Here is a 22757-nt window from a genome sequence, read left to right as displayed (position 1 = left end):
AGCGGCCGGGGGTCAGACGCGCTGCGCCAGCGCGGTGGCCAGGCCGGTGTAGCTGCCCGGCGTCATCGCCAGCAGGCGGTCCTTCTCGGCCTGCGGCAGGTCGAGGGCGGCGACGAAGCCGCGCATCAGCTCGGCGGTCATCGGCTGGCCGCGGGTGAAGGCCTTGAGCTGCTCGTACGGCTCGGGCAGGCCGTAGCGGCGCATGACGGTCTGGATCGGCTCGGCCAGCACTTCCCAGGCGCTGTCGAGGTCGGAGGCCAGCGCGGACTCGTTGAGCTCGAGCTTGTCCAGGCCGCGCATCAGGCTGTCGCAGCCCAGCAGCACGTAGCCCAGCGCCACGCCCATGTTGCGCAGCACCGTCGAGTCGGTCAGGTCACGCTGCCAGCGGCTGACCGGCAGCTTCTGCGCCAGGTGCGTCAGCAGCGCGCTGGCGATGCCGAAGTTGCCCTCGGCGTTCTCGAAGTCGATCGGGTTGACCTTGTGCGGCATGGTCGAAGAGCCGACCTCGCCCGCCTTGGTCTTCTGCTTGAAGTAGCCCAGGCTGATGTAGCCCCAGACATCGCGCGCCCAGTCGATCAGGATGGTGTCGACGCGGGTGAAGGCGTCGAACAGCTCGGCCATGTAGTCGTGCGGCTCGATCTGGATGGTGTACGGGTTGAAGCTCAGGCCCAGCGAGCCCTCGACCACCTGGCGGCTGAAGGCCTCCCAGTCGTGCTCGGGGTAGGCCGACAGGTGGGCGTTGTAGTTGCCGACCGCGCCGTTCATCTTGGCCAGCAGCTTGACGCCGGCGATGCGCTCGCGGGCGTTCTTCAGGCGCGCGACGACGTTGGCGACTTCCTTGCCGACGGTGGTCGGGCTGGCGGTCTGGCCGTGGGTGCGGCTGAGCATCGGCACCGCGGCGAAGGTGTGCGACATCGCGGTCATCTTGGCGATGATGCGGTCGAGCATCGGCAGCATCACCTCGTCGCGCGCGGCCTTGAGCATCAGCGCGTGGCTGGTGTTGTTGATGTCCTCGCTGGTGCAGGCGAAGTGCACGAACTCCTGCATGCGCTCGAGCTCGGCGTGGCCCGCGATGCGGCGCTTGATCCAGTACTCGACCGCCTTGACGTCGTGGTTGGTGGTCTTCTCGATGTCCTTGATCGCCTGGGCATCCTCTTCCTTGAAGTGGATGACCAGCGAGCGCAGCAGGCCACGGCTGGCTTCCGACAGCGCCGGGAATTCGGCGAATCCGGCATCCGACAGCGCGATGAACCACTCGATCTCGACCTGCACGCGGCGGTGCATCAGGCCGTACTCGCTCAGCAGCGGGCGCAGCGCGGTGAGCTTGCCCGCGTAGCGGCCGTCGAGCGGCGACAGGGCGTTGAGGGCGGTGAGCTGGGAGAAGGGCATGGTGGGGACTCGGGCGGGCTGGACAGGTGCAGGCGCGATCAGGCGCGGCACGCGCGGAGCCGGGGGTCGCGAGGCGATCCGGCGCGAAGGCAAAGGCGGGATTTTACGGCGGCGCCCGCGCCACCGCCCTGTGTTCAGCGCGTGCGCTCGATCGGCAGCCAGCGCGACAGCACCGGCCAGGCCACGGCCACGGTGGCGCTGAAATCCTCGAAGACCAGCCCGAGCAGCAGCGAGGCCGGCTCCTGGCGGGCCAGCGTGCGCAGGCCCTGGCGGCGCTGCACCTGCTGCAGCTCGCGGCACAGGGTGTCGAGCAGCGCCGGGGCGGCCTCGCCCGACAGGCTGGTCGGGCCGAGCCGGTCGTCGGTGATGACGATGGTGCCGCCGGGCAGGCCGAAGGCGCCGGCCACGCCGAGCTGGCCTCGCGCGCGGAACTGCGCCTCCCACGGCGCGGAGGCCACCGACGGGCAGTGGCTGGCGGCCTGCTGGCCCAGACGCAGGCGCAGGTGCTGCTGCTGCGTCGGCGGCAGCCGGCTGGGCTGCAGCCAGCCCTGGTCGAGCCGGCTGAGCATTTCACGGCCGATGTGGCGGTCGATCTGTGCCGGCACCCGGTCGACCAGGCGTTCGGCGGTGGCGGGCAGGGCCAGCCAGGCCATCAGCATCGCGATCAGCGCCAGCGCGGCCTGGCGGCGGCGTCGCCCTCTGGGACGTTCGAGGGTCTGGGGCAGGGCGAGCCACTGCTCGAGCCGCGCATCGGTGGGACAGTCGAGCATCGAGCCGTCGGGCAGCGTCAGCAGCATCCGGCCGGAGCTGCTGCGGTGGCCGATCCGGACCTGCGCGGCGGCCGGGCGCTCGGAAAAGCCCTGTCCGGTGATCTGCAGCACGCCGTCCTCGAGGCTCAGCGCGACCGGCTGCGGCGCACGGATCGCGCTGCCGAAGTAGTCGGCCTGCAGGCGCCAGTCGCTGCTGTCCTGCCGGCCGCCGTCCTGATGTTGCCGGCCTGCGGCCCGGAAGGCTCCGGTGCCCGCATGTGTCACGCCCATCCTGTTCTCCCTGTCGATGGAAGACCGCCATCATCGACATCACTCTAGCCGCCGCAGGGCGCGCTGGCAGTCCCCAGGAGGGTGGATGGATTGTTTCAATTCGTCCCAGGCAGGCGGCTCAGGGTGATCGACTCCAGCCGCAGCCGGGTGGTGGCGACCACCGCATGCGGCCAGTACAGCCCCAGCGTCAGCACGCACAGCAGCAGGTTCTTCAGCGACAGCAGCAGAAGGCGTGACAGTGGCAGGTGGCAGGCGAAGCGGTAGTGCGCGCTGCGGGTGTGGTTCCACAGCAGTGCCTGGGTGCCGGCGACCAGCCAGGCGCGCAGCGCCAGCAGCAGCGTCATGTCCAGCAGCAGGCCTGTGAGCACCGGTGCGGCAGCCAGCAGGGTGTCGATCCAGGTCGCGAACAGCAGGTTGATCAGCAGCGCCCCGGCCAGCCCGGCCAGCACGCCGCCATGCAGACGGTAGAAATGGCGCGGCTCCACGCTCGCGTCGAGCCCGGTGCGCTCGGCCTGCGCGGCCGGGCCTGTACCCGCGCCCGCGCCTGCGTCTGCGTTCAGGCCGAAATTCGCGTGGCGATAGCGGCTGAGCCGGGCATGCAGCCAGGGCAGCAGCGCCAGCAGCGCCAGCAGCGCCAGGCTGACCAGCGCGGGCATCAGCCAGCCGCCGCCGTCATCGAATTCGGCCTGTGGTCCGGCCAGCAGGGCCTGACCGATCAGCAGCACCGCCAGCGGCGCGGCTGCGGGCAGGAAGACCGCTCGCGCGCCGGCCGCATCGCCGTGAAAGGCCAGGCGCCGGCCGCGCCAGCGCGTGTGCGCCAGCCGCCAGCGCAGCGAGCGCAGCATCAGCGTCGGCCAGAACGGCAGCGCGCCCAGCAGCAGCAGCGCTGCGCCCAGCGGCATCTCATGGGCGATCAGGATGTAGAGCAGCAGCACCGCGCACAGCAGCAGGTGAGGGCGCAGCATCTCGCGGCCATCGCCGTCGAAGTCGAGCGCCTCGCCATCGACCTGGGTGTGCTGGCGAAAGAAGCGCAGCCGGTGCGCCCGTGCGAAAGGCAGGTAGAGCCCGAGCGTGATCAGCGTCAGGCCCAGGTTGCGCAGCCACAGCCGGGCATAGTCCCGCCCGGAGGCGGTGAAGCGGATCGGCAGCGTCTGCCCGGTGCCCGTGTGGTGCTGGTCTGGATCGGATGTGTTGGTCATGTGCGCAGGCCCCCCCGACGGTGCCGGGCCGCTTTATAAACAAATCCGCAGCGGGTCTGGCGGGAACCTGGAGGCTGGGGCGTCGAAAAGCGTCTGCGGGCGCGTGTCAGCGGGCCTCCGCGGCCTGCTGGAAGCGGGCGATGCGCTCGGCATCGGCCGGATGGCTGGCCAGCGCGATCGGCGGCGCGTTGTCGCGGCCGGTGCCGTCCGGGCCGGCCAGGCGCTCGAACAGCGTCACCATGACGGCCGGCGACAGGCCGGCGGCGCGCAGCAGCACGATGGCCTCGTCGTCGGCCTCGCGCTCGGCCTCGCGCGAGTAGGCCAGCTGGCCCAGCAGCAGCGGAATCTGGCCGACCAGGCTGCCGAAGTCGCCGAAGAGCACGCTGCCGGCCGCGCCCAGCAGCGTGGCCTGCACCAGCAGCCGCATGCCGTGGCGATGGCGAACGTGGCCGGCCTCGTGCGCGAGCACGCCCAGCAGCACATCCTCGCGGTCGTGCAGCAGCTCGACCAGCGCATCGGTCACCAGGATCGTGCCGCCGGGCAGGGCCAGCGCGTTCGGGCCGAGCTCGGCCTGCTCGCGGCTGCGGCACAGCCGCACCTGCACCGGAACGGGCGCCGGCCCGCCCTGATCGGCGCGCTGCTGCTGCGCCCGGGCCAGCGCCTCGCCGAGCCGCTGCGCGGTGGTGTCCGGCAGGTGGCTGGGCTCGCACCAGTGCTGCTCGATCTCGGCCAGCGTCGCCTGGCCGATCGAGGCATCGACCGATGCCGGCACCAGCACCAGCACGCCGCGCGCCAGCAGCGGCAGACCCAGCGCGTGGATCAGCCCGAGCGCCAGCACGCAGGCCAGCAGCGCCAGGGCGGTGGCGCGCCAGCTCTGCTGCAGCCGTTCGACCCAGGGGCGGCCGCCCGGACGCTGCAGCGCCCACCGGTCCCACACGGCGCCCTGGTGGCAGTGCAGCTGGCCGCCGTCGGGCAGATGCAGCAGCCGCGGGCCGTGGCGCTGGTGTTCGGGCCAGTCCAGGCGGTCGGCGGCATGCTCGGCGACGAGCTGGCCGCTGCTGCTGTCGAGAATGCGCAGGCGCAGGCCGTCCGGCGCCGGGACCAGCACCAGGCGGACCGCCCGGGCGGCCGCGCTGCGGCCGTCGAAATGCGCGACCGGCGCGGCCAGCGGGCGCTCAGAAGGCGACATCGATCCCCAGCAGGTCGTCGGCGGCCTCGCCGATGGCGCTCGGATCGCGGCGTGTCGACGTGCCGAGGAAATGCTCGACCGGGCAGTCGGTGGTGACCGACATCGCCTCGAGCTTCATGCGTGCGGCAGCCACCGCGGCGAACGGCCAGTACAGGCCCAGCGTCAGGCCGGTCAGCACCGCGTTCTTCAGCAGCAGGCCCCACAGCGCGCTGAACGAGAGCTGGCTGGCGAAGCTCAGATGCGCGCTGCGTGCGTGGTTCCAGAACAGGTTCTGCATCCGCGCGCCGGAGTAGGCCATCATCAGCGTGACCAGCGCCAGGTAGGCCAGCGGCCCGAGCACGAACATGGCCGGCGGCAGCACCATCGCCACCGCCATGCTGACCAGCGCCACGCCCAGGCCGGCGGCCATCATCAGCAGCATCGACTTGGCGCCGAGCTTCCAGAGATCGCGCACCCGCACGCCCTCCAGCCGGCTCTGCTCGCCGGCGAAGGTGAAGTGGTCGAAGCGGTAGCGCATCAGCCGCAGCAGGATCCAGGGGCCGCAGGCATAGAGGCCGAGCATCGCCGCCAGGAACAGGCCGATCAGCCAGATCGGCGGGGCGGCGGCCTCGCCCTCCGGCGTGACATCGGGTGCCAGCACCGGGCTCAGCGCCAGCACCGTGCCCAGCAGCACGATCAGCGGCAGGAAGACCCGGTAGGCTTCGGCGACCGTGCCGATGAAGCCGAAGCGCAGCCCGCGCCAGCTGGTCTGGCCGAGCCGGAAGCGCAGCGCCGAGCACAGCAGCCAGGGCCAGGCCAGCATGCCCAGCAGGGCGGCGCCGACCGCCAGCAGCGGCGCGAACTGGCTCCCCACCAGATAGACCAGCAGGGCCGCACCGATGATCAGGTAGCCGCGCAGCATCTTCCACGGGTCGCCGTGAAAGGCCAGCGGCGCGCCGTCGATCAGCGTGTTCTCGTGGAAGTAGCGCAGCTGCCGGGCTCGGGCGAAGGGCAGATAGAGCCCCAGCGTCATCACGGTCAGCAGCAGGTTGACCACCCAGATGCGGAAGTACTCGCTGCCCGAGGCGGTGAAGCGCAGCGGCAGCACGCGCGAAGACTGGCCGAGGTCCGGTTCCGTCATGGATCACTCCCTCCCTGAGCAGCTCAGGTTTTTCACTTTATAGCGTGTCGGCCGGTCGCGGACGATGAATTTCCTGTCGGCTGCGTATGATCCTGATCAGGGTCTCTGCCCCTTCCCCTGTTCGTCCGGAGTGCGCCATGTCGCTGTTCGATTTCATCCGCAAGCAGTTCATCGATGTCCTGGAGTGGACCGAGGCCGGCGACGGCACGCTGGCCTGGCGCTTCCCGATGGCCGACAATGAGATCCAGAACGGTGCCTCGCTCACGGTGCGCGAGTCGCAGATGGCGGTCTTCGTCAACGAGGGCCAGGTGGCCGATGTCTTCGGCCCCGGCCTGCACCGGCTGACGACGCAGACGCTGCCGCTGCTGACCAACCTCAAGAACTGGGACAAGCTCTTCGCCTCGCCCTTCAAGAGCGATGTCTATTTCTTCAGCACCCGCCAGCAGGTCGACCAGCGCTGGGGCACGCAGCAGCCGGTGACGATCCGCGACAAGGACTTCGGCGCGGTGCGGCTGCGCGCCTTCGGCAACTTCGCCTGGCGGCTGGTCGATCCGCGCGCCTTCATGAAAGAAGTCTCCGGCACGCGCGAGCGCTATACCGCCGCCGAGATCGACGGCCAGCTGCGCGGCTTCCTGCTGCAGCACCTGTCGGACGCGGTGGCGCAGTCGGGCATCCCCTTCCTGGATCTGGCGGCCAACCAGGTCGAGTTCGCCGCGCAGCTCAAGGCGGCGGCGGCGCCGGAGTTCGCCCGCCTGGGCCTGGCGCTGGAGACGGTGACGCTGCAGAACGTCTCGCTGCCGGAGGAGCTGCAGAAGATTCTCGACCAGAAGATCGGCATGGGCATGATCGGCCAGAACATTGGCCAGTTCATGCAGTACCAGGCCGCGCAGGCGCTCCCGAAGTTCGCCGAGAACGCCGGCCAGGGCAGCGGCATCGCCGGCGACGCGATGGGGCTCGGCGCGGGCATGGCGCTGGGCCAGACGATGGCGCAGGCGATGCAGCAGGGCCTGCAGCCGGCGCCCGCCGCTGCGGCGCCTGCGGCCGCGCCGGTCGCGGCGCTCCAGCCCGACGAGATCATGGCCACGCTGGAAAAGCTCGCCGACCTGAAGGCCCGGGGCATCCTCACCGACGAGGAGTTCACCGCCAAGAAGACCGAGTTGCTGAAGAAGCTGGTCTGAGGTGGCCGAGACCTACCGCACCTACCGCGCGGCCTGCCCGAACTGCGGCGCGCCGGTCGAGTTCCGCTCGGCGGCCTCGGCCAGCGCGGTGTGCGGCCACTGCCGCTCGACGCTGGTGCGCGAGGGCGAGGCGCTGCGCCGCATCGGCCAGAGCGCCGAGCTGTTCGACGACCACTCGCCGCTGCAGCTCGGCGTCACGGGGCGCTGGCAGGGCGCGGCCTTCACGCTGGTCGGGCGCGTGCAGTACGCCTATGCCGACGGCCGCTGGACCGAGTGGCATGCGCTGTTCGATGCCGGCGACGCCGCCTCGGGGCTGCGCAGCGCCTGGCTGTCGGAGGACAACGGCGCGCATGTGCTGGCGCTGGACCGGCCGCTCGACGACCGCGTGCCGCAGGCCGGCACGCTGTTCCCCGGCCAGAAGGCGCTGATCGACGGCCGCAGCTGGGAGGTCGCCTCGGTGGTGCAGGCGCAGGTGCACGCGGCCGAGGGCGAGCTGCCGCGCCCGCCGCAGCCTGCCGGCGCGCCGGCCGACCGCGAGTTCGTCATCGCCGACCTGCGCAACGCCCAGGACGAGGTCGGCACGCTCGACTACGCCGAGCCGGCGCGGCCGCAGTGGTCGGTCGGCCGCGCGGTGCGGCTGGCCGAGCTGCAGCTCGCCGGCCTGCGCGACCTGGGCAGCGAGAAGACGCTGGCGGGCCGCAGCATCGAATGCCCGAGCTGCGGCGCCTCGCTGGAGATCCGGCTGGACAGCACGCAGTCGGTCAGCTGCGGCCAGTGCCGCGCGGTGGTCGATGTCTCGCAGGGCGTCGGCGCCGATCTGGCGCATTTTGCGCAGAACGCGGTCATCGAGCCGCAGATCCCGCTGGGCACGGTCGGCACGCTGGCGCTGGGCGCGCCGCAGCCGCTGCCCTGGCAGGTGGTCGGCTACCTGGAGCGCTGCGACCTGCCCGCGCCGGGCAGCGACGACGAGCAGACCTTCTGGCGCGAATACCTGCTCTACCACCCGACCGAGGGCTTCGTCTTCCTGGTCGACACCGAGGAGGGCTGGAGCTGGGTGCGGCCGCTCACCGGCGTGCCGGTGGTGCAGGGCGACCGGGCCACCTGGGCCGGCGCGCGCCTGCGCCAGCGCTGGCGCTACCGCGCCAAGACGGTCCATGTGATCGGCGAGTTCTACTGGCGCATCCGCCGCGACGAGCCGGTCGAGGTCACCGACTACGAAGGCGAGGGACCGAGCCGGCGCAAGCGCCTGAGCCGCGAGCAGACCCCGGGCGCGGGCGGCGGCGAGGTCACCTGGTCGGCCGGCGAGACGCTGGAGGCCAGCGCGGTGGCCGCCGCCTTCGGACTGGACGCGCAGGCCGGGGCGGCCCTCAGGCGCGATGCCGCGCCGGTGGCGGCAGGTGCCAAGGGCCGCGGCCTGGGCTGCGCCGGTGTCATCATCCTGATCCTGCTGATCCTGTTCGTCGTGCTGCTGATCGCGCGCTGCAGCGAGGATCGCTGCGACGAGATCCGCAGCACCTTCGGCCCGGCCAGCGCCGAATACCAGCAATGCCTGGCGCGCCAGCGCACCTCGTCCGGCAGCGGCGCCTACGGCGGATCGTGGGGCAGCGGCGGCGGGGGCGGCGGCGGCCACAAGTAAGCTCAACCGGAGAGTCCCCATGGAGATGCTCAAGCCCGCCGTGATCCTCGGCTCCATCCTCTACGCCGTCATCGGCGTGGCGGTGCTGTGGATCAGCTTCATCGTCATCGACAAGCTCACGCCTTACAAGCTCTGGGAGGAGATCGTCGAGCACAAGAACCTGGCGCTGGCGATCGTCGTCGGCGCGATGTTCATCGCGATCGGGCAGATCGTGGCGGCGGCCATTCACGGGTGAGCGCTCCGGCCGACGCCCGCGCCGCGGCGGGTGCCGACGCGCGCATCTCGCCCGCCGAGGTCACGCTGCTGGCCTCGGTCTTCCTGATCGCCGCCTGCGGGCTGATCTACGAGCTGGCGGCGGGGGCGCTGGCGAGCTACCTGCTTGGCGACTCGGTGCTGCAGTTCTCCACCGTCATCGGCGCCTATCTGTTCGCGATGGGGATCGGCTCGTGGCTGAGCCGCTTCGTCGAGCGCCAGCTGGTGGCGCAGTTCCTGGGCGTCGAGCTGCTGGTCGGGCTGGTGGGCGGGCTGCTGCCGGCCGGGCTCTTCGTCGCGCACAACCTGCTGCCGAGCGGCGCCGACACCGCCTTTCGCACGCTCTTGTATGCGCTGGTGCTGCTGGTGGGTGCGCTGGTCGGGCTGGAGATTCCGCTGGTGATGCGCATCCTCAAGCGCCAGTTCAGCCAGCGCTATGCGCTGAAGGATCTGGTGTCGCAGGTGCTGACCTTCGACTATCTGGGCGCGCTGGCGGTGGCGCTGGCGTTTCCGTTGCTGCTGGTGCCGCACCTGGGGCTGATCCGCACCGGGCTGGTGTTCGGGCTGATGAACGCGGGCGTGGCGGTGTGGGCGCTGTGGCTGTTCCGGGGCGAGCTGCGTCGGGTGCGGCTGCTGGCGCTGGCCTGCGCCGGCGTGATCGGGCTGCTGCTGCTGGCACTGGCTGGCTCGGAGCGGCTGACCGCCTGGGCCGAGGACCGCTTCTACGGCGACCGCATCCTGCACGCCGCGTCGAGCGACTACCAGCGCATCGTCGTGACCGGCGGGCGCGCCGGCATCCGGCTCTTCCTCAACGGCAACCTGCAGTTCCACGAGCGCGACGAGTACCGCTACCACGAGGCGCTGGTGCATCCGGCGATGGCCGCGCACGGTGCGCCGCGCCGGGTGCTGGTGCTGGGCGGCGGCGACGGCCTGGCGGTGCGCGAGATCCTGAAATATCCCTCGGTCGAGCAGGTCACGCTGGTCGAGCTGGATGCGCAGATGACGCGGCTGTTCTCGGCCGAGTCGCGGCTGGTCGCCCTCAACGCCGGGGCGCTGCGCTCGCCGAAGGTCACGGTGGTCAATGCCGACGCCTTCACCTGGCTGGAGACGCAGCGCGACGTGGCGGCGGTCTGGGACGTGGTCATCATCGACTTTCCCGATCCGAGCAACTTCGCGCTCGGCAAGCTCTACTCGACCAGCTTCTACGCCATCGTCGATCAGCATCTGGCCGCGGGCGGCTTCCTGGCGGTGCAGACCACCTCGCCGCTGGTGGCGCGGCGCAGCTTCTGGACGGTGGCGGCGACGCTGGAGGCGGTCGGCCTGACGACCATGCCCTACCACGCGCTGGTGCCGAGCTTCGGCGAGTGGGGCTTCATCGTCGCCGGCCGGCGGCCGTGGCGGGCGCCGACGGCGCTGCCGGCGGGACTGCGCTTCCTGACCCCTGAGGTGATGGCCACGCTGCGCCATTTCCCGCCCGACATGGCGCGCACCGAGGAGGCGCCGAACCGCCTGTCCGATCAGCGCCTGGTGCGGCTCTTCGAGCAGGAGTGGGGGGCGCCGCATTGAGGCGCCGCGAGGTGCTGGCCGGGCTGGCGGCCACGGCCGCCATGACCGGATCGGGTCTGGCCGGCTGCGACGCCGCGCTGCCGGCGCTGGACGGCGGCTGGATCGGCGCGGACGCGGCCGCGCGCGGCCACCGGCTGCGCGAGCTCGGCGGCACCAAGTCGGGCGCGCTGCCGGCGCCGGCGGTCACGCGCCGCGCAGCGGTGCTGGTGGTGGGTGCGGGCATCGCCGGGCTGGCGGCCGCGCGTGCGCTCGATCGCGCCGGCGTCGACGACGTGCACCTGATCGAGCTGGAGGACGAGGCCGGCGGCCATTCGCGCGGCCATCGGCTGGCGGGCTTCGACTGCCCGCTGGGCGCGCATTACCTGCCGGTGCCGGGCGAGGCGGCGGCCGAGGTGCGCGAGCTGCTGCAGGACTTCGGCCTGGCGCGCGTCGCCCACGGCCGCTGGCACTGGGACGAGCGTCACCTGTGCCACGCGCCGCAGGAGCGGCTCTTCATCGACGGCGAATGGCATGAGGGCCTCCTGCCGCCGGCCGAGCCCGGCAGCCGCCTGCTGGCGCAGTACCGCGCCTTTTCCCGCCTCGTCGCCGAGGCGCAGCGGCAGATCGGCTTCTCGATGCCGGCGCTGCGCACGCCGTGGACGCCCGCCCACGCGGCGCTGGAGGCGCAGACCTTCGCCGCCTGGCTGGACGCGCACGGGCTGGACGAGCCGCGGCTGCGCTGGTACCTCGACTACGCGTGCCGCGACGACTACGGCGCCGATGCCGCGACCGTCTCGGCCTGGGCCGGACTGCACTATTTCGCCAGCCGCCACGGCTTCCACGCCCCCGGCGACGCCGAGGCCGAGCGCGAGCCGGTGCTGACTTGGCCCGAGGGCAACGCCTGGCTGGCGCGGCGGCTGGCAGCGCCCTTCGCGGCCGGGCGGCTGCACGCCGGGCGGGTCGCGCTGCGGCTGGACGAGGGGCGCGGGGGCGTGCAGGTGCTGGCCTGGGATGCACGCGCCGATCGCGTCGAGGCCTGGCAGGCCGGGCGGGTGGTGCTGGCGCTGCCGCTGCATGTGGCGGCGCGGCTGTGGCCTGACGCACCTGAGGCGCTGCGCCAGACGGCCGCGCAGGCGCGCCACGCGCCTTGGCTGGTGGCGAATCTGCATCTCGATGCGCCGCTGCTCGCGCGTGTCGGCGTGTCGTCCGCCTGGGACAGCGTCGCCTTCGGCACCGCCTTGCTCGGCTATGTCGACGCGATGCATCAGTCGACACGGCCGCACGCCGGCCCGACGGTGCTGACCGCCTACCTGCCGCTGTCCCCGGCCGAGCGGCCGGCGCTGCAGGGCGCGGACTGGCGCCCCTGGGCGCAGCGGGTGCTGGCCGATCTGCTGCCGCTGCATCCGGACCTGCCGCCCCGGCTGCGCCGCATCGAGCTGGCGCGCCACGGCCATGCGATGCGCATTCCGCTGCCGGGCACGCGCTCGGCGCCGGCGCACCGGGCGCTGACCCGGCTGGCGGGCCGCGTCGCGCTGGCCCATGCCGATCTGGCGGGCTATTCGGTCTTCGAGGAAGCCTTCACGCTGGGGACGCTGGCGGGTCGGCGCACGGCGGACCGAGCGCACCGCGGGTGATCTCGCGCTCCTCGACGCGGGCGGGGCGCAGCAGGGGCCGCAGCGCCTCCAGAACCTGGCGCGCCTGCGCCGAGTGGTCGCCCGAGCGGTTGCAGACATAGACGTCGAGCGTCACCGCCGCCAGCTCCGGCCAGGTGTGCAGCGCCAGGTGCGACTCGGCCAGCAGCACGACGCCGGTCACCCCGCCGGGCTCGGGAAAGGCGTGGAAGACCTCGCCGACGACGCTCAGGCCCGCCTCGCGCGCAGCGCGGACACCGGCCTCGCGCAGCGCGTCGCGATCGTGCAGCAGCACTGTTGCGGCGCAGTCATGCCACTCGGCGCAGAGGTGAAGTCCGTCCATGGTGCGGGTCCGTCATGCGACTAGCATACACATGCCTTGCGGGTCCGGGGTGTCTGTGCGATACTCGCGAGCTTTTCGGGTGTTGGGATTCCTGCGCCCCATTTCGCCGTTGCGCGAGCGGGTCTGCCTTCTGAGGAAGCAAACCTTGCGCGTGCAGCCAGACAGGTCAGCCCGGCCAATCGCTGTCGGGTTATTGGAGAAGAACCATGAGTCTTAGCAATCGCCTCGGGTTGCTGGGCCGCAAGGTGGGCATGATGCGCATCTTCACGGACGACGGTGACACCGTGCCCGTGACCGTGCTGGACGTGTCCAACAACCGCGTTGCCCAGGTCAAAACCGTGGAAACCGACGGCTACACCGCCCTGCAAGTGGCGTTTGGTACCCGTAAGGGTTCGCGCGTCAACAAGCCGGAAGCCGGTCACCTGGCCAAGGCCGGTGTCGAAGGCGCCGAGCTGCTGGAAGAGTTCCGCGTCACGCCGGAAGTCGCCGCTGAATACAAGGCTGGCGCCTCGCTGTCGGCCACGCTGTTCGCCGCTGGCCAGCTGGTCGACGTGCAGGGCACCTCGATCGGCAAGGGCTTCGCCGGCACGATCAAGCGCCACAACTTCGGTTCGCAGCGCGCTTCGCACGGCAACAGCCGTTCGCACAACGTCCCGGGCTCCATCTCGATGGCGCAGGATCCGGGTCGCGTGTTCCCGGGCAAGAAGATGACCGGCCACATGGGCGACGAGACCGTCACGACCCAGAACCTCGACGTCGTTCGCGTCGACGAGGCTCGCCAGCTGCTGCTGGTCAAGGGCGCTGTTCCGGGTGCCAAGGGTGGCTTCGTCACCGTCCGCCCGGCCGTGAAGGTCAAGGTCAAGAAGGGAGCCAACTGATGGCACAGCTGGAACTCCTGAACGAGCAGGGTCAGGCCGCGTCGAAGGTCGAGGCCGCTGACGCCGTGTTCGCACGTGACTACAACGAGTCGCTGATCCACCAGATCGTCGTCGCCTACCAGGCCAATGCCCGCCAAGGCACCCGCGCCCAGAAGGACCGCGAGCAGGTTCACCACTCGACCAAGAAGCCGTTCCGCCAGAAGGGCACCGGCCGCGCTCGCGCCGGCATGACCTCGTCGCCGCTGTGGCGCGGGGGCGGTCGCATCTTCCCGAACAGCCCGGACGAGAACTTCTCGCACAAGATCAACAAGAAGATGTACCGCGCCGGCATGGCCGCCATCTTCTCGCAGCTGGCTCGCGAAGGCCGTCTGGTCGTGATCGACTCGCTGTCGGTCGAGGCGCCGAAGACCAAGCTGCTGGCCGCCAAGCTGAAGGCGATGAACCTGGAACACGTCATGGTCATCGCCGACCAGGTCGACGAGAACCTGTTCCTGGCCGCCCGCAACCTGGCCAACGTGCTGGTCGTCGAGCCGCGTTACGCTGATCCGCTGTCGCTGGTCTTCTACAAGAAGGTCGTCGTCACCAAGGGCGCGATCGACAAGCTGCAGGAGATGTTCGCATGAGCGCACTGAAGTTCGAAGAAGGCCGTCTGGCCCAGGTGCTCGTCGCGCCGATCATCTCGGAAAAGGCCACCAGCGTCGCCGAGAAGCACAACCAGGTGATGTTCAAGGTCCTCCAGGACGCCACCAAGCCCGAGATCAAGGCCGCTGTCGAACAGATGTTCGGCGTGCAGGTCGCGTCGGTGCAGGTGCTGAACCAGAAGGGCAAGACCAAGCGCTTCGGCGGCCGTCCGGGTCGTCGCAACAACGTGCGCAAGGCCTATGTGTCCCTGAAGGAAGGCCAGGAACTCAACTTCTCCGGGGAGGCCGCGTAATGGCTGTCGTCAAGGTCAAACCGACTTCGCCTGGCCGCCGTGCCGTGGTGAAGGTGGTGCACAAGCACCTCCACAAGGGCAAGCCGGAAGCTTCGCTGCTGGAGCCGCAGAAGCAGAACGCCGGCCGCAACAACAACGGCCACATCACCACCCGTCACAAGGGCGGTGGTCACAAGCACCACTATCGCGTGGTCGATTTCGTCCGCAACAAGGACGGCATCCCCGCGAAGGTCGAGCGCATCGAGTACGACCCGAACCGCACGGCGCACATCGCTCTGGTGTGCTACGCCGACGGCGCGCGCTCGTACATCATCGCGCCGCGTGGCCTGGAAGTGGGCCAGACCGTGATCAGCGGCGCCGAGTCGCCGATCAAGGCCGGCAACACGCTGCCGATCCGCAATATCCCCGTGGGCTCGACCATCCACTGCGTCGAGATGCTGCCGGGCAAGGGCGCGCAGATCGCGCGTTCGGCCGGTGCCAGCGTCACGCTGATGGCTCGCGAAGGCACCTACGCCCAGGTCCGCCTGCGCTCGGGTGAAGTCCGCAAGATCCACATCGACTGCCGCGCCACCATCGGCGCCGTGTCGAACGAAGAGCACAACCTGCGTCAGTACGGCAAGGCCGGCGCGATCCGCTGGAAGGGCATCCGCCCGACCGTTCGCGGCACCGCCATGAACCCGGTCGATCACCCGCACGGTGGTGGTGAAGGTCGCACCGGCGAAGGCCAGGCACCTGTCTCGCCGTGGAACACCCTGACGAAGGGCTACCGTACCCGCAACAACAAGCGCACGCAGAACATGATCGTGTCGCGTCGCAAGAAATAAGGGGTAGCACGACATGTCTCGTTCGCTGAAGAAGGGTCCGTTCGTCGACCATCACCTGCTCGCCAAGGTCGAGAAGGCGGTCGCCACGAAGGACAAGAAGCCCGTCAAGACCTGGTCGCGTCGTTCGACGATCCTGCCGGAATTCATCGGCATCACGATCGCCGTGCACAACGGCCGCCAGCATGTGCCCGTGTACGTGACCGACCAGATGGTCGGCCACAAGCTCGGCGAGTTCGCACTGACCCGCACGTTCAAGGGTCACCCCGCGGACAAGAAGGCCAAGCGCTAAGGAGTCCTGACGATGGAAACGAAAGCAGTCGTCCGCGGCGTGCGCCTCTCTTGCGACAAGGGTCGCCTGGTGGCCGACATGATCCGTGGCAAGAAGGTCGACCAAGCGCTGAACATCCTGACGTTCACGCAGAAGAAGGCCGCCGGCATCATCAAGAAGGCGCTGGAAAGCGCGATCGCCAACGCCGAGCACAACGATGGCGCGGACATCGACGAGCTGCGCGTCACCTCGATCTATGTCGAGCAAGGTGCCACGCTGAAGCGCTTCACCGCCCGTGCCAAGGGCCGTGGCAACCGCATCAGCAAGCCCACCGCTCACATCTACGTGACCGTCGGCAACTGAGGCAGGAAAGAGAACCATGGGACAGAAAATCCATCCGATCGGTTTCCGCCTGCCGGTCACCCGCAACTGGTCGTCGCGCTGGTACGCTGGCAACCGCCAGTTCGCCGTGATGCTGGCCGAAGACATCGAAGTTCGTGAGTTCCTGAAGAAGAAGCTCAAGAACGCCGCTGTCTCGCGCATCCTGATCGAGCGCCCCGCCAAGAACGCCCGCATCACGATCTTCTCGGCTCGTCCGGGCGTCGTGATCGGCAAGAAGGGCGAGGACATCGAGAACCTGAAGGTGCAACTCGCCAAGATGATGGGCGTGCCGGTGGCCGTCAACATCGAGGAAGTGCGCAAGCCGGAAACCGATGCCCAGCTGATCGCCGAGTCGATCACCCAGCAGCTCGAGAAGCGCATCATGTTCCGCCGCGCGATGAAGCGCGCGATGCAGAACGCCATGCGTCTGGGTGCCCAGGGCATCAAGATCATGTCGGGCGGCCGTCTGAACGGCATCGAAATCGCGCGTACCGAGTGGTATCGCGAAGGTCGCGTGCCGCTGCACACGCTGCGCGCCGACATCGACTACGGCTTCGCCGAAGCCAAGACCACCTACGGCGTCATCGGCGTCAAGGTCTGGGTCTACAAGGGTGATCGCCTGGCCAATGGCGAGCTGCCGGCTGCCGCACGCGAAGAGCGTCCGGAAGACGACCGCCGCCGCCGTGGCCCGCGCAACGACCGTCCGGGCGAGCGCCGTGGTCCGCGTGGCAATGGTGACCGTGGTGACCGCCGTGGCGGTGGTGCGAACGCGGGCGGTGCCGACGGCGCTGTCAAGCGCGTGGTCCGCACGCCGGCCGCTTAAGGAGAACAAGGAATGTTGCAACCTTCGCGTCGCAAGTTCCGCAAGGAACAAAAGGGCCGCAACACCGGCGTCGCCACCCGTGGCGCCCAGGTGTCGTTCGGCGAGTTCGGACTGAAGGCCACCGAGCGTGGCCGCATCACCGCTCGCCAGATCGAAGCCGCCCGTCGTGCCATCAGCCGCCACATCAAGCGCGGTGGCCGCATCTTCATCCGCATCTTCCCGGACAAGCCGATCTCGCAGAAGCCGGCCGAAGTGCGTATGGGTAACGGCAAGGGCAACCCGGAGTACTACGTCGCTGAGATCCAGCCGGGCAAGGTGCTCTACGAGATCAACGGCGTGCCGGAAGCACTGGCTCGCGAAGCGTTCACGCTGGCTGCCGCGAAGCTGCCGCTGAGCACCACCTTCGTGACCCGCCAGTTCGGTTCCTGAGCCGGGAGAGATTGAATGAAAGCATCTGAACTCCGCGCCAAGGATGTCGCTGCGCTCGAAAAGGAAATCAGCGATCTGCTGAAGGCCCATTTCAGCCTGCGCATGCAGAAGGCCACTCAGCAACTGGCCAACAACACCCTGCTCGGCAAGACCCGCCGCGACATCGCTCGCGCCCGGACCATCCTGGCCGAGAAGAAGAAGGAGGCCGCGCAATGAGCGAAGCCCAAGCCACCAAGAACACGCGCACCCTGGTCGGCCGCGTGGTCAGCGACAAGCGCGCCAAGACGGTCACCGTCCTGGTCGAGCGTCGCGCCAAGCACGAGCTGTACGGCAAGATCGTCGCCCGTTCGCGCAAGTACCATGCGCACGACGAAAACGGCGACTACAAGATGGGTGATCTGGTCGAGATCGCCGAAGGCCGTCCGATCTCCAAGACCAAGAGCTGGGTCGTGACCCGCCTGGTCGAGAAGGCTCGTCTGGTCTGATCTTTCGCGATCAGTAGCGATCCATCGTTATCGCATGTTTTCCGGGGTCTTTTGATTCCGGTCAACACAAGAACCGGCACGCTGGGATACTGGCGGCCGGTTTTTTTCATTGGAGATGACCATCATGCTGAAGATCGGTGACACCCTGCCGTCCGCGACCGTCTACGAATACATCGAGGTCGAGGGCAATGGCTGCTCGCTCGGACCGAACGCCTTCGACGTGGCCAAGGCCTGCGCCGGCAAGAAGATCGCGATCTTCGCGCTGCCCGGTGCCTACACCCCGACCTGCTCGGCCCAGCATCTGCCCGGCTATGTGCAGGCTGCCGAGGCGTTCAAGGCCGCCGGTGTCGACGAGATCTGGTGCCTGTCGGTCAACGACGCCTTCGTGATGGGCGCCTGGGGCCGCGAGAACGCCGCTGGTGGCAAGGTGCGCATGATGGCCGACGGTTCGGCCGACTTCACCCGTGCGGTCGATCTGGTGCTCGACCTGACGGCCAAGGGCCTGGGCGTGCGCTCGCAGCGCTACTCGATGCTGGTCGACAACGGCGTGGTCAAGACGCTGAACATCGAAGGCCCGGGCAAGTTCGAGGTCAGTGACGCCGCGACGCTGCTGGCCCAGGCGCGCGCCTGATCCCGTCCGGGTTCCTGGCCCATCAGGGATAGAAGGCCGCGAGCGTGTAGCCGGTGATGCGGCTGTCGGTGCTGCTGAAGTCCAGCAGCCAGGTCGCATCGGTCTGGGCCTGCAGGCGCTCGGGCTGCCTGAAGTCCTGGGGCGACAGCACCCGGCGCAGCACCACCTGACCGCGCGTGTCGGTCAGGCTCAGCTCGATGTGCGGCGCGGCGATCGGGTGCGTCGCCTTGTTGCGCAGCGTCACGCCAAGCTGGAAGCCGGCACTCTCCTGAGGTCGCTTCAGCGTGGTGTTGTCCACCACCAGCGCATCCAGTTGCCGCGGTGCCTGCAGCCGGCATTGGCACAGCGCCTCGAGCACCGGGCTCAGCACGGGCCAGCGCGCTCCGGCCAGATCGCGCCAGTGCGTGCCAATCTGCGCCAGCAATCCGATCCCCAGCAGCAGCGCCGAGGCGCTCAGCGCGCCGCGCACCCAGGGGCGCTGCCAGCGTGCTTGGCTGTTGGCCTGGCGAATGAAGTCCAGCGTCGGCTCCGGATCGACTTGCACCGCAGGCGGCGACGGCAGCGGCATGGCCGCCGTCGTGGCTGCTGCGGCTTGCGCTTCTTCCTGCTCGCCCTGCCGTGACAGCGCGGGCGGCGTCGCTTCGCCGCTCAGGTCGAGGGTCTTCTCGAATGGGTCCGGCGAGGGCTGCGGGCTCGAGGCCGGTTCCGTGACCGGCTGCGGCACCGCCTCCGGCTCCGGCGTGACGGCAGACTCGGCGGGCAGCGGCGCTACGGTGGCCGCCACGGCCACGGGCTTGTCGTCAGGCTGTGGTGCCGTCGGCATCGGCCCCGCCGGTTCGCTGGGCGCCACGGGGGCGACCGCTTCGACAGGCGGCATCGGTTCGGCGGGTGCCGCAGGGATCGGCAGCGACAGATCCACGTCCGGCTGCCCCTGATGCTGGTCCAGACGGGCACTGGCGAAGGCGCTGAAGGCTTCGGAGCGGAATTCCAGCGTGGTGGCCGGATAGCCGGCATCCTCCCGCGGCTCGGGCTCCGGGGGCGCGGGCATCAGCAGGCTGTCGTCGGCCTCGGAGAGCGGTCGGGCCGGATCATCGGGATCGCGCAGCAGTCGCCAGGAGCCGGTGTCGGGCTGGGTCGGGGCCATCGACAGGCCGGAATCCTGCGCGGTCGGATCCCAGGTGCCCATCTGTCGGGTGCTGATGCGCACCTGCGGCGCGGCCGGTGCGTGCCGCGGCGGCAGAGGGGGAGGCGGTGGTGTGGAGGGGGCTTTCCTGTCACGGCCCGAGAACATCGCCGGCCGGGTTTCGGCCCAGGCGGGATCGTTCGGGTCGGGAATGGCGGTCGGGCGGGCCAGATCCGGGGGCGCCTGGCGGCTGCTGCTGCCCGAGGTCTCGCGCCGGTCCAGGTCGAACAGGCCTTCGAGCGCGTTGAAGACCTCCTGGCACTGGCCGCAGCGGACCCAGCCTTCGGAGGTCTTCAGCTGATCCTGCTGGACGCGGAAGACGGTGCCACAGGAGGGACAGGAGGTAGCCAGGCTCATGACCGGATCATGCCATCCGCCCCCGGATCAGGGGCGTCGGCCGCTCAGCAGGACCCAGCCTTCTTCACGATCTGCCACTTCCAGCGCGAGCCACGGTGCATAGGCTGCCTGCAGATCCTCGATCTGGCGCTCGAGCAGGCCGGCCATCACCAGCGAGCCACCCGGCGCGACATGCTGGCTCAGCAGCGGAGCCAGCAGCTTCAGCGGCGCGGCCAGGATGTTGGCCAGCACGACCGGATAGAGGCCCTCGGCCTGGTCGGGCAGGCCGACCCGGTTCAGGCTCACGCCGTTGGCCGCCGCATTGGCGCGGCTGGACTCGACCGCGGCGGGGTCGATGTCGACCGCGTCGATGCCGGTCGCGCCGTGCAGCCCGGCGCCGATGGCCAGGATTCCTGAGCCGCAGCCGTAGTCCAGCACCCGCGGCCACGGCGCCGACAGGTCGGCGTGGCGCGCGATCCAGCGCAGGCACATGCGCGTGGTCGGATGCGTGCCGGTGCCGAAGGCCAGGCCCGGATCGAGCCGCATCACGCGGGTTGCGCCTTCCGGCGCCTTGTGCCAGGACGGCACGATCCAGAAGTCCGAGGTGATCAGCACCGGCTCGAACTGCGACTGCGTCAGGCGCACCCAGTCCTGGTCGGCCACCGGCTGCAGGCCGTGAATGTGCAGATCGTCGAACAGCGTCGCGCCGCTGTCGTCGTCCTGCGCCAGCAGCAGCGTGGCGGCCTCGGTGGCGGCATCCTCGTCGGTGAACAGCGCCTTGACGATCGAGCGCTGCCAGCCGCCGATCTGCGACGACAGCGTCGCGGGCATGCCCGGCTCGCCGAAGATCGGCGCCTCGTCGGGCGTGTCGGCATCGGCATCCTCGACCGTGACGGCCAGGGCGTCGAGCTCGTCGGTCAGCGCGTCGCTCAGCGCATCGACCTGGTCGGCGCGGGCCAGCAGCACCAGCTCGATCATCACAGTGCCGCCTTTCGTGCGGCCAGCCAGCCTTCGAGGTAGTGGATGTTGGTGCCGCCGGCGATGAAGGCGGCATCGGCCATCAGCTGGCGGTGCAGCGGGATGTTGGTGTTGATGCCTTCGACCAGCATCTCGCTGAGCGCGCTGCGCATGCGCGCCATCGCCTGCTCGCGGGTGTCGCCGTGCACGATGATCTTGCCGATCATCGAGTCGTAGTTCGACGGCACCACATAGTTGCTGTAGGCATGCGAGTCCACCCGCACGCCCGGGCCGCCCGGCGGGTGCCACACCGAGATGCGACCCGGCGACGGGATGAACTTGTACGGATCCTCGGCGTTGATGCGGCACTCGATCGCGTGACCGCGCAGGCCGATCTGCTTCTGCGTGAAGGGCAGCGGCTCGCCGGCGGCGATGCGGATCTGCTGCTGCACGATGTCGATGCCGGTGATCAGTTCGGTCACCGGATGCTCCACCTGCACGCGGGTGTTCATCTCGATGAAGTAGAACTCGCCGTTCTCGTACAGGAACTCGAAGGTGCCCGCGCCGCGGTAGCCGATCTTGCGGCAGGCGGCGGCGCAGCGCTCGCCGATCTTCTCGATGGTCTTGCGCGGAATGCCCGGCGCCGGCGCCTCCTCGATGATCTTCTGGTGGCGGCGCTGCATCGAGCAGTCGCGCTCGCCCAGCCAGACGGCGTTGCCGTGCTGGTCGGCCAGCACCTGGATCTCCACATGGCGCGGGTTCTCGAGGAACTTCTCCATGTATACGGCCGGGTTGTTGAAGGCCGAGCCGGCCTCGGCGCGTGTCGTCTCGACCGAGTGGATCAGCGCCGACTCGCTGTGCACCACCCGCATGCCGCGACCGCCGCCGCCGCCGGCGGCCTTGATGATGACCGGATAGCCGATCTCGCGCGCCATGCGGATGATCTCCTTCGGATCATCCGGCAGCGAGCTGGCCGAGCCGGGCACGGTGGGCACGCCGGCCTTGATCATCGCGTCCTTGGCCGAGACCTTGTCGCCCATCAGGCGGATCGACTCGGGGCGCGGGCCGATGAAGGCGAAGCCGCTCTTCTCGACGCGCTCGGCGAAGTCGGCGTTCTCCGACAGGAAGCCGTAGCCGGGGTGAATGGCCTCGGCGTCGGTCACTTCCGCGGCCGAGATGATGGCCGGCATGTGCAGATAGCTCTTCTGCGACGGCGGCGGTCCGATGCAGACCGCCTCGTCGGCGAGCTTGACGTACTTGGCGTCGCGGTCGGCCTCGGAATAGACGATCACCGCCTGGATGCCCATCTCGCGGCAGGCGCGCTGGATTCGCAGCGCGATCTCGCCGCGATTGGCGATCAGGATCTTCTTGAACATGGCGCAGGCCCTGTTATTCGATGATGAACAGCGGCTGTCCGTACTCGATGGCCTGGCCGTTCTCGGCCAGCACCTTCGTGATCGTGCCGTCGAACTCGGACTCGATCTCGTTCATGATCTTCATCGCTTCGATGATGCACAGCGCCTGGCCCTTCTTGACCGTGGTGCCGACATCGGCCAGCGGCTTGGCGCCGGGGTTGGAGGCGCGGTAGAAGGTGCCGACCATCGGCGACTTGACGACCGTGCCGGCGATCTCTGCGGCAGCCGGGGCCGCCGCGGGGGCCGCGGCAGCGGGAGCGCCTGCGGCCGCGGCCGGGGCGGGCGCGCTGGCATAGACCGGCGCCGGCATCGCCACGACCTGGGTCGGGCTCTGCTTGACGATGCGCACCTTGCCGTCGGCTTCGGTGATCTCGAGTTCGGAGACGTTGGATTCCGACACCAGGTCGATCAGGGTCTTCAGCTTGCGAAGGTCCATGGAGGAGGCTCCGGGATTCTTGGGTTGCGGTGGACGACGGGAGACCGTGCAGGCGCCGCGTCAGGGCGGCGGATCTGCCTGCGCGCGCAGGCGCCGGTTCAGGTCGTGTCCGTGTGGAAAGGCCGTCGGCCGGCCCGGGTCGGCGCGGTATCGCTGAGGCCGGACCTCATCCCGCGGGGATGCGCGGGACGGACCGACGGGAAGCTCTGGAGGCTGCCGATATGCATGGATACCGCGAGTTTCTGGAGGAAGCCC

26 protein-coding genes are annotated in these 22757 nt (G+C 69.7%); 16 read left to right on the top strand and 10 right to left on the bottom strand.

Annotated features, from left to right (window positions below; translation table 11 throughout):
- Positions 1-12 precede the first annotated feature (12 nt).
- From purB to BW996_RS05725, 5 genes are all read right to left on the bottom strand, one after another.
- Positions 13-1389 (bottom strand): adenylosuccinate lyase, encoded by a 1377-nt coding sequence (gene purB / locus BW996_RS05745; protein WP_037480883.1) that lies wholly within the window; start codon positions 1387-1389, stop codon positions 13-15.
- A gap of 134 nt (positions 1390-1523) precedes the next feature.
- Complete coding sequence (locus BW996_RS05740; RefSeq protein WP_037480885.1) at positions 1524-2429, bottom strand: DUF7092 domain-containing protein; 906 nt, start codon at positions 2427-2429, stop codon at positions 1524-1526.
- Between the two features lie 95 nt (positions 2430-2524).
- Complete coding sequence (locus BW996_RS05735) at positions 2525-3628, bottom strand: DUF898 family protein (protein WP_037480887.1); 1104 nt, start codon at positions 3626-3628, stop codon at positions 2525-2527.
- A 106-nt stretch (positions 3629-3734) separates the two neighbouring features.
- Positions 3735-4817: a M48 family metallopeptidase gene (locus BW996_RS05730; RefSeq protein ID WP_051631823.1), complete on the bottom strand. Its 1083-nt coding sequence runs from the start codon at positions 4815-4817 to the stop codon at positions 3735-3737.
- Positions 4804-5937: a YjgN family protein gene (locus tag BW996_RS05725; protein WP_037480889.1), complete on the bottom strand. Its 1134-nt coding sequence runs from the start codon at positions 5935-5937 to the stop codon at positions 4804-4806. The genes BW996_RS05730 and BW996_RS05725 overlap by 14 nt, the downstream gene beginning before the upstream one ends.
- Positions 5938-6074: 137 nt before the next feature.
- Between BW996_RS05725 and BW996_RS05720 the strand changes: the two genes are divergently transcribed.
- The 5 genes from BW996_RS05720 to BW996_RS05700 are packed head-to-tail and all read left to right on the top strand — an operon-like array spanning position 6075 to position 12182.
- Positions 6075-7115 (top strand): SPFH domain-containing protein, encoded by a 1041-nt coding sequence (locus tag BW996_RS05720; protein WP_037480891.1) that lies wholly within the window; start codon positions 6075-6077, stop codon positions 7113-7115.
- Between the two features lies 1 nt (position 7116).
- On the top strand, positions 7117-8751 hold the full coding sequence (locus BW996_RS05715; protein ID WP_037480893.1) for a DUF4178 domain-containing protein: 1635 nt from the start codon (positions 7117-7119) through the stop codon (positions 8749-8751).
- A 19-nt stretch (positions 8752-8770) separates the two neighbouring features.
- On the top strand, positions 8771-8986 hold the full coding sequence (locus tag BW996_RS05710) for a DUF350 domain-containing protein (protein ID WP_037480895.1): 216 nt from the start codon (positions 8771-8773) through the stop codon (positions 8984-8986).
- The gene (locus tag BW996_RS05705) at positions 8983-10569 is read left to right on the top strand and encodes a polyamine aminopropyltransferase (protein ID WP_037480897.1); all 1587 of its coding nucleotides are present in this window, start codon (positions 8983-8985) and stop codon (positions 10567-10569) included. The genes BW996_RS05710 and BW996_RS05705 overlap by 4 nt, the downstream gene beginning before the upstream one ends.
- On the top strand, positions 10566-12182 hold the full coding sequence (locus BW996_RS05700; protein WP_037480898.1) for an FAD-dependent oxidoreductase: 1617 nt from the start codon (positions 10566-10568) through the stop codon (positions 12180-12182). The genes BW996_RS05705 and BW996_RS05700 overlap by 4 nt, the downstream gene beginning before the upstream one ends.
- Here BW996_RS05700 and speD read toward each other — a convergent pair.
- Positions 12127-12522 carry an adenosylmethionine decarboxylase gene (gene speD, locus BW996_RS05695; RefSeq protein WP_051631824.1) on the bottom strand — a complete coding sequence of 132 codons (396 nt, stop codon included), beginning with the start codon at positions 12520-12522 and terminating at the stop codon, positions 12127-12129. The genes BW996_RS05700 and speD overlap by 56 nt on opposite strands.
- 206 nt (positions 12523-12728) lie before the next feature.
- On the opposite strand from speD, the gene rplC reads away from it, so the two are divergent.
- From rplC to BW996_RS05640, 11 genes are all read left to right on the top strand, one after another.
- Complete coding sequence (rplC, locus tag BW996_RS05690) at positions 12729-13400, top strand: 50S ribosomal protein L3 (protein ID WP_037480901.1); 672 nt, start codon at positions 12729-12731, stop codon at positions 13398-13400.
- Positions 13400-14023 carry a 50S ribosomal protein L4 gene (gene rplD, locus BW996_RS05685; RefSeq protein ID WP_037480903.1) on the top strand — a complete coding sequence of 208 codons (624 nt, stop codon included), beginning with the start codon at positions 13400-13402 and terminating at the stop codon, positions 14021-14023. The genes rplC and rplD overlap by 1 nt, the downstream gene beginning before the upstream one ends.
- On the top strand, positions 14020-14334 hold the full coding sequence (gene rplW, locus BW996_RS05680; protein ID WP_037480905.1) for a 50S ribosomal protein L23: 315 nt from the start codon (positions 14020-14022) through the stop codon (positions 14332-14334). The genes rplD and rplW overlap by 4 nt, the downstream gene beginning before the upstream one ends.
- Positions 14334-15158, top strand: coding sequence for a 50S ribosomal protein L2 (gene rplB / locus BW996_RS05675; RefSeq protein WP_037480907.1), 825 nt, complete (start codon positions 14334-14336; stop codon positions 15156-15158). The genes rplW and rplB overlap by 1 nt, the downstream gene beginning before the upstream one ends.
- A 13-nt stretch (positions 15159-15171) precedes the next feature.
- Positions 15172-15447 carry a 30S ribosomal protein S19 gene (rpsS, locus tag BW996_RS05670; RefSeq protein WP_037480908.1) on the top strand — a complete coding sequence of 92 codons (276 nt, stop codon included), beginning with the start codon at positions 15172-15174 and terminating at the stop codon, positions 15445-15447.
- Between the two features lie 12 nt (positions 15448-15459).
- On the top strand, positions 15460-15789 hold the full coding sequence (rplV, locus tag BW996_RS05665; protein WP_037480910.1) for a 50S ribosomal protein L22: 330 nt from the start codon (positions 15460-15462) through the stop codon (positions 15787-15789).
- A gap of 16 nt (positions 15790-15805) precedes the next feature.
- Positions 15806-16630: a 30S ribosomal protein S3 gene (gene rpsC / locus BW996_RS05660; RefSeq protein WP_037480912.1), complete on the top strand. Its 825-nt coding sequence runs from the start codon at positions 15806-15808 to the stop codon at positions 16628-16630.
- Positions 16631-16642: 12 nt separating this feature from the next.
- The gene (gene rplP, locus BW996_RS05655; protein ID WP_037480914.1) at positions 16643-17059 is read left to right on the top strand and encodes a 50S ribosomal protein L16; all 417 of its coding nucleotides are present in this window, start codon (positions 16643-16645) and stop codon (positions 17057-17059) included.
- Positions 17060-17074: 15 nt separating this feature from the next.
- The gene (rpmC, locus tag BW996_RS05650; RefSeq protein ID WP_037480916.1) at positions 17075-17275 is read left to right on the top strand and encodes a 50S ribosomal protein L29; all 201 of its coding nucleotides are present in this window, start codon (positions 17075-17077) and stop codon (positions 17273-17275) included.
- Entirely contained in the window at positions 17272-17544 is a 273-nt protein-coding gene (gene rpsQ / locus BW996_RS05645; RefSeq protein ID WP_037480918.1) for a 30S ribosomal protein S17, read from the top strand. Before rpmC ends, rpsQ begins: the two co-directional genes overlap by 4 nt.
- Positions 17545-17668: 124 nt before the next feature.
- On the top strand, positions 17669-18175 hold the full coding sequence (locus tag BW996_RS05640) for a peroxiredoxin (protein WP_037480992.1): 507 nt from the start codon (positions 17669-17671) through the stop codon (positions 18173-18175).
- Positions 18176-18197: 22 nt separating this feature from the next.
- On the opposite strand, the gene BW996_RS05635 is transcribed toward BW996_RS05640, so the two are convergent.
- Genes BW996_RS05635 through accB form a run of 4 tightly spaced genes read right to left on the bottom strand, consistent with a single transcriptional unit; the run spans position 18198 to position 22502 of the window.
- Positions 18198-19715: a zinc-ribbon and DUF3426 domain-containing protein gene (locus BW996_RS05635; RefSeq protein ID WP_037480921.1), complete on the bottom strand. Its 1518-nt coding sequence runs from the start codon at positions 19713-19715 to the stop codon at positions 18198-18200.
- Between the two features lie 27 nt (positions 19716-19742).
- The gene (prmA, locus tag BW996_RS05630) at positions 19743-20672 is read right to left on the bottom strand and encodes a 50S ribosomal protein L11 methyltransferase (protein WP_037480923.1); all 930 of its coding nucleotides are present in this window, start codon (positions 20670-20672) and stop codon (positions 19743-19745) included.
- The gene (gene accC / locus BW996_RS05625) at positions 20672-22027 is read right to left on the bottom strand and encodes an acetyl-CoA carboxylase biotin carboxylase subunit (RefSeq protein WP_037480926.1); all 1356 of its coding nucleotides are present in this window, start codon (positions 22025-22027) and stop codon (positions 20672-20674) included. Before accC ends, prmA begins: the two co-directional genes overlap by 1 nt.
- A gap of 13 nt (positions 22028-22040) precedes the next feature.
- Positions 22041-22502 carry an acetyl-CoA carboxylase biotin carboxyl carrier protein gene (gene accB, locus BW996_RS05620; protein ID WP_037480929.1) on the bottom strand — a complete coding sequence of 154 codons (462 nt, stop codon included), beginning with the start codon at positions 22500-22502 and terminating at the stop codon, positions 22041-22043.
- Positions 22503-22757 lie beyond the last annotated feature (255 nt).

The sequence above is a fragment of the Sphaerotilus natans genome (genome assembly GCF_900156335.1).
GTDB classification, from domain to species: Bacteria; Pseudomonadota; Gammaproteobacteria; order Burkholderiales; family Burkholderiaceae_C; genus Sphaerotilus; species Sphaerotilus natans.
This window is presented reverse-complemented; position numbering and strand designations above follow the sequence as displayed.

What these genes read in the sequence shown, in the direction of transcription:
- BW996_RS05730 (WP_051631823.1), bottom strand. Translation starts at nt 4,817, where the DNA reads ATGTCGCCTTCTGAGCGCCCGCTGGCCGCGCCGGTCGCGCATTTCGAC.
- rplD (WP_037480903.1), top strand. Translation starts at nt 13,400, where the DNA reads ATGGCACAGCTGGAACTCCTGAACGAGCAGGGTCAGGCCGCGTCGAAG.
- BW996_RS05720 (WP_037480891.1), top strand. Translation starts at nt 6,075, where the DNA reads ATGTCGCTGTTCGATTTCATCCGCAAGCAGTTCATCGATGTCCTGGAG.
- BW996_RS05710 (WP_037480895.1), top strand. Translation starts at nt 8,771, where the DNA reads ATGGAGATGCTCAAGCCCGCCGTGATCCTCGGCTCCATCCTCTACGCC.
- purB (WP_037480883.1), bottom strand. Translation starts at nt 1,389, where the DNA reads ATGCCCTTCTCCCAGCTCACCGCCCTCAACGCCCTGTCGCCGCTCGAC.
- rplP (WP_037480914.1), top strand. Translation starts at nt 16,643, where the DNA reads ATGTTGCAACCTTCGCGTCGCAAGTTCCGCAAGGAACAAAAGGGCCGC.
- accB (WP_037480929.1), bottom strand. Translation starts at nt 22,502, where the DNA reads ATGGACCTTCGCAAGCTGAAGACCCTGATCGACCTGGTGTCGGAATCC.
- rpsC (WP_037480912.1), top strand. Translation starts at nt 15,806, where the DNA reads ATGGGACAGAAAATCCATCCGATCGGTTTCCGCCTGCCGGTCACCCGC.
- prmA (WP_037480923.1), bottom strand. Translation starts at nt 20,672, where the DNA reads ATGATCGAGCTGGTGCTGCTGGCCCGCGCCGACCAGGTCGATGCGCTG.
- BW996_RS05640 (WP_037480992.1), top strand. Translation starts at nt 17,669, where the DNA reads ATGCTGAAGATCGGTGACACCCTGCCGTCCGCGACCGTCTACGAATAC.
- rpmC (WP_037480916.1), top strand. Translation starts at nt 17,075, where the DNA reads ATGAAAGCATCTGAACTCCGCGCCAAGGATGTCGCTGCGCTCGAAAAG.
- rplV (WP_037480910.1), top strand. Translation starts at nt 15,460, where the DNA reads ATGGAAACGAAAGCAGTCGTCCGCGGCGTGCGCCTCTCTTGCGACAAG.
- speD (WP_051631824.1), bottom strand. Translation starts at nt 12,522, where the DNA reads ATGGACGGACTTCACCTCTGCGCCGAGTGGCATGACTGCGCCGCAACA.
- BW996_RS05725 (WP_037480889.1), bottom strand. Translation starts at nt 5,937, where the DNA reads ATGACGGAACCGGACCTCGGCCAGTCTTCGCGCGTGCTGCCGCTGCGC.
- BW996_RS05635 (WP_037480921.1), bottom strand. Translation starts at nt 19,715, where the DNA reads ATGAGCCTGGCTACCTCCTGTCCCTCCTGTGGCACCGTCTTCCGCGTC.
- rplC (WP_037480901.1), top strand. Translation starts at nt 12,729, where the DNA reads ATGAGTCTTAGCAATCGCCTCGGGTTGCTGGGCCGCAAGGTGGGCATG.
- BW996_RS05740 (WP_037480885.1), bottom strand. Translation starts at nt 2,429, where the DNA reads ATGGGCGTGACACATGCGGGCACCGGAGCCTTCCGGGCCGCAGGCCGG.
- rpsQ (WP_037480918.1), top strand. Translation starts at nt 17,272, where the DNA reads ATGAGCGAAGCCCAAGCCACCAAGAACACGCGCACCCTGGTCGGCCGC.
- rplW (WP_037480905.1), top strand. Translation starts at nt 14,020, where the DNA reads ATGAGCGCACTGAAGTTCGAAGAAGGCCGTCTGGCCCAGGTGCTCGTC.
- BW996_RS05735 (WP_037480887.1), bottom strand. Translation starts at nt 3,628, where the DNA reads ATGACCAACACATCCGATCCAGACCAGCACCACACGGGCACCGGGCAG.
- rpsS (WP_037480908.1), top strand. Translation starts at nt 15,172, where the DNA reads ATGTCTCGTTCGCTGAAGAAGGGTCCGTTCGTCGACCATCACCTGCTC.
- rplB (WP_037480907.1), top strand. Translation starts at nt 14,334, where the DNA reads ATGGCTGTCGTCAAGGTCAAACCGACTTCGCCTGGCCGCCGTGCCGTG.
- accC (WP_037480926.1), bottom strand. Translation starts at nt 22,027, where the DNA reads ATGTTCAAGAAGATCCTGATCGCCAATCGCGGCGAGATCGCGCTGCGA.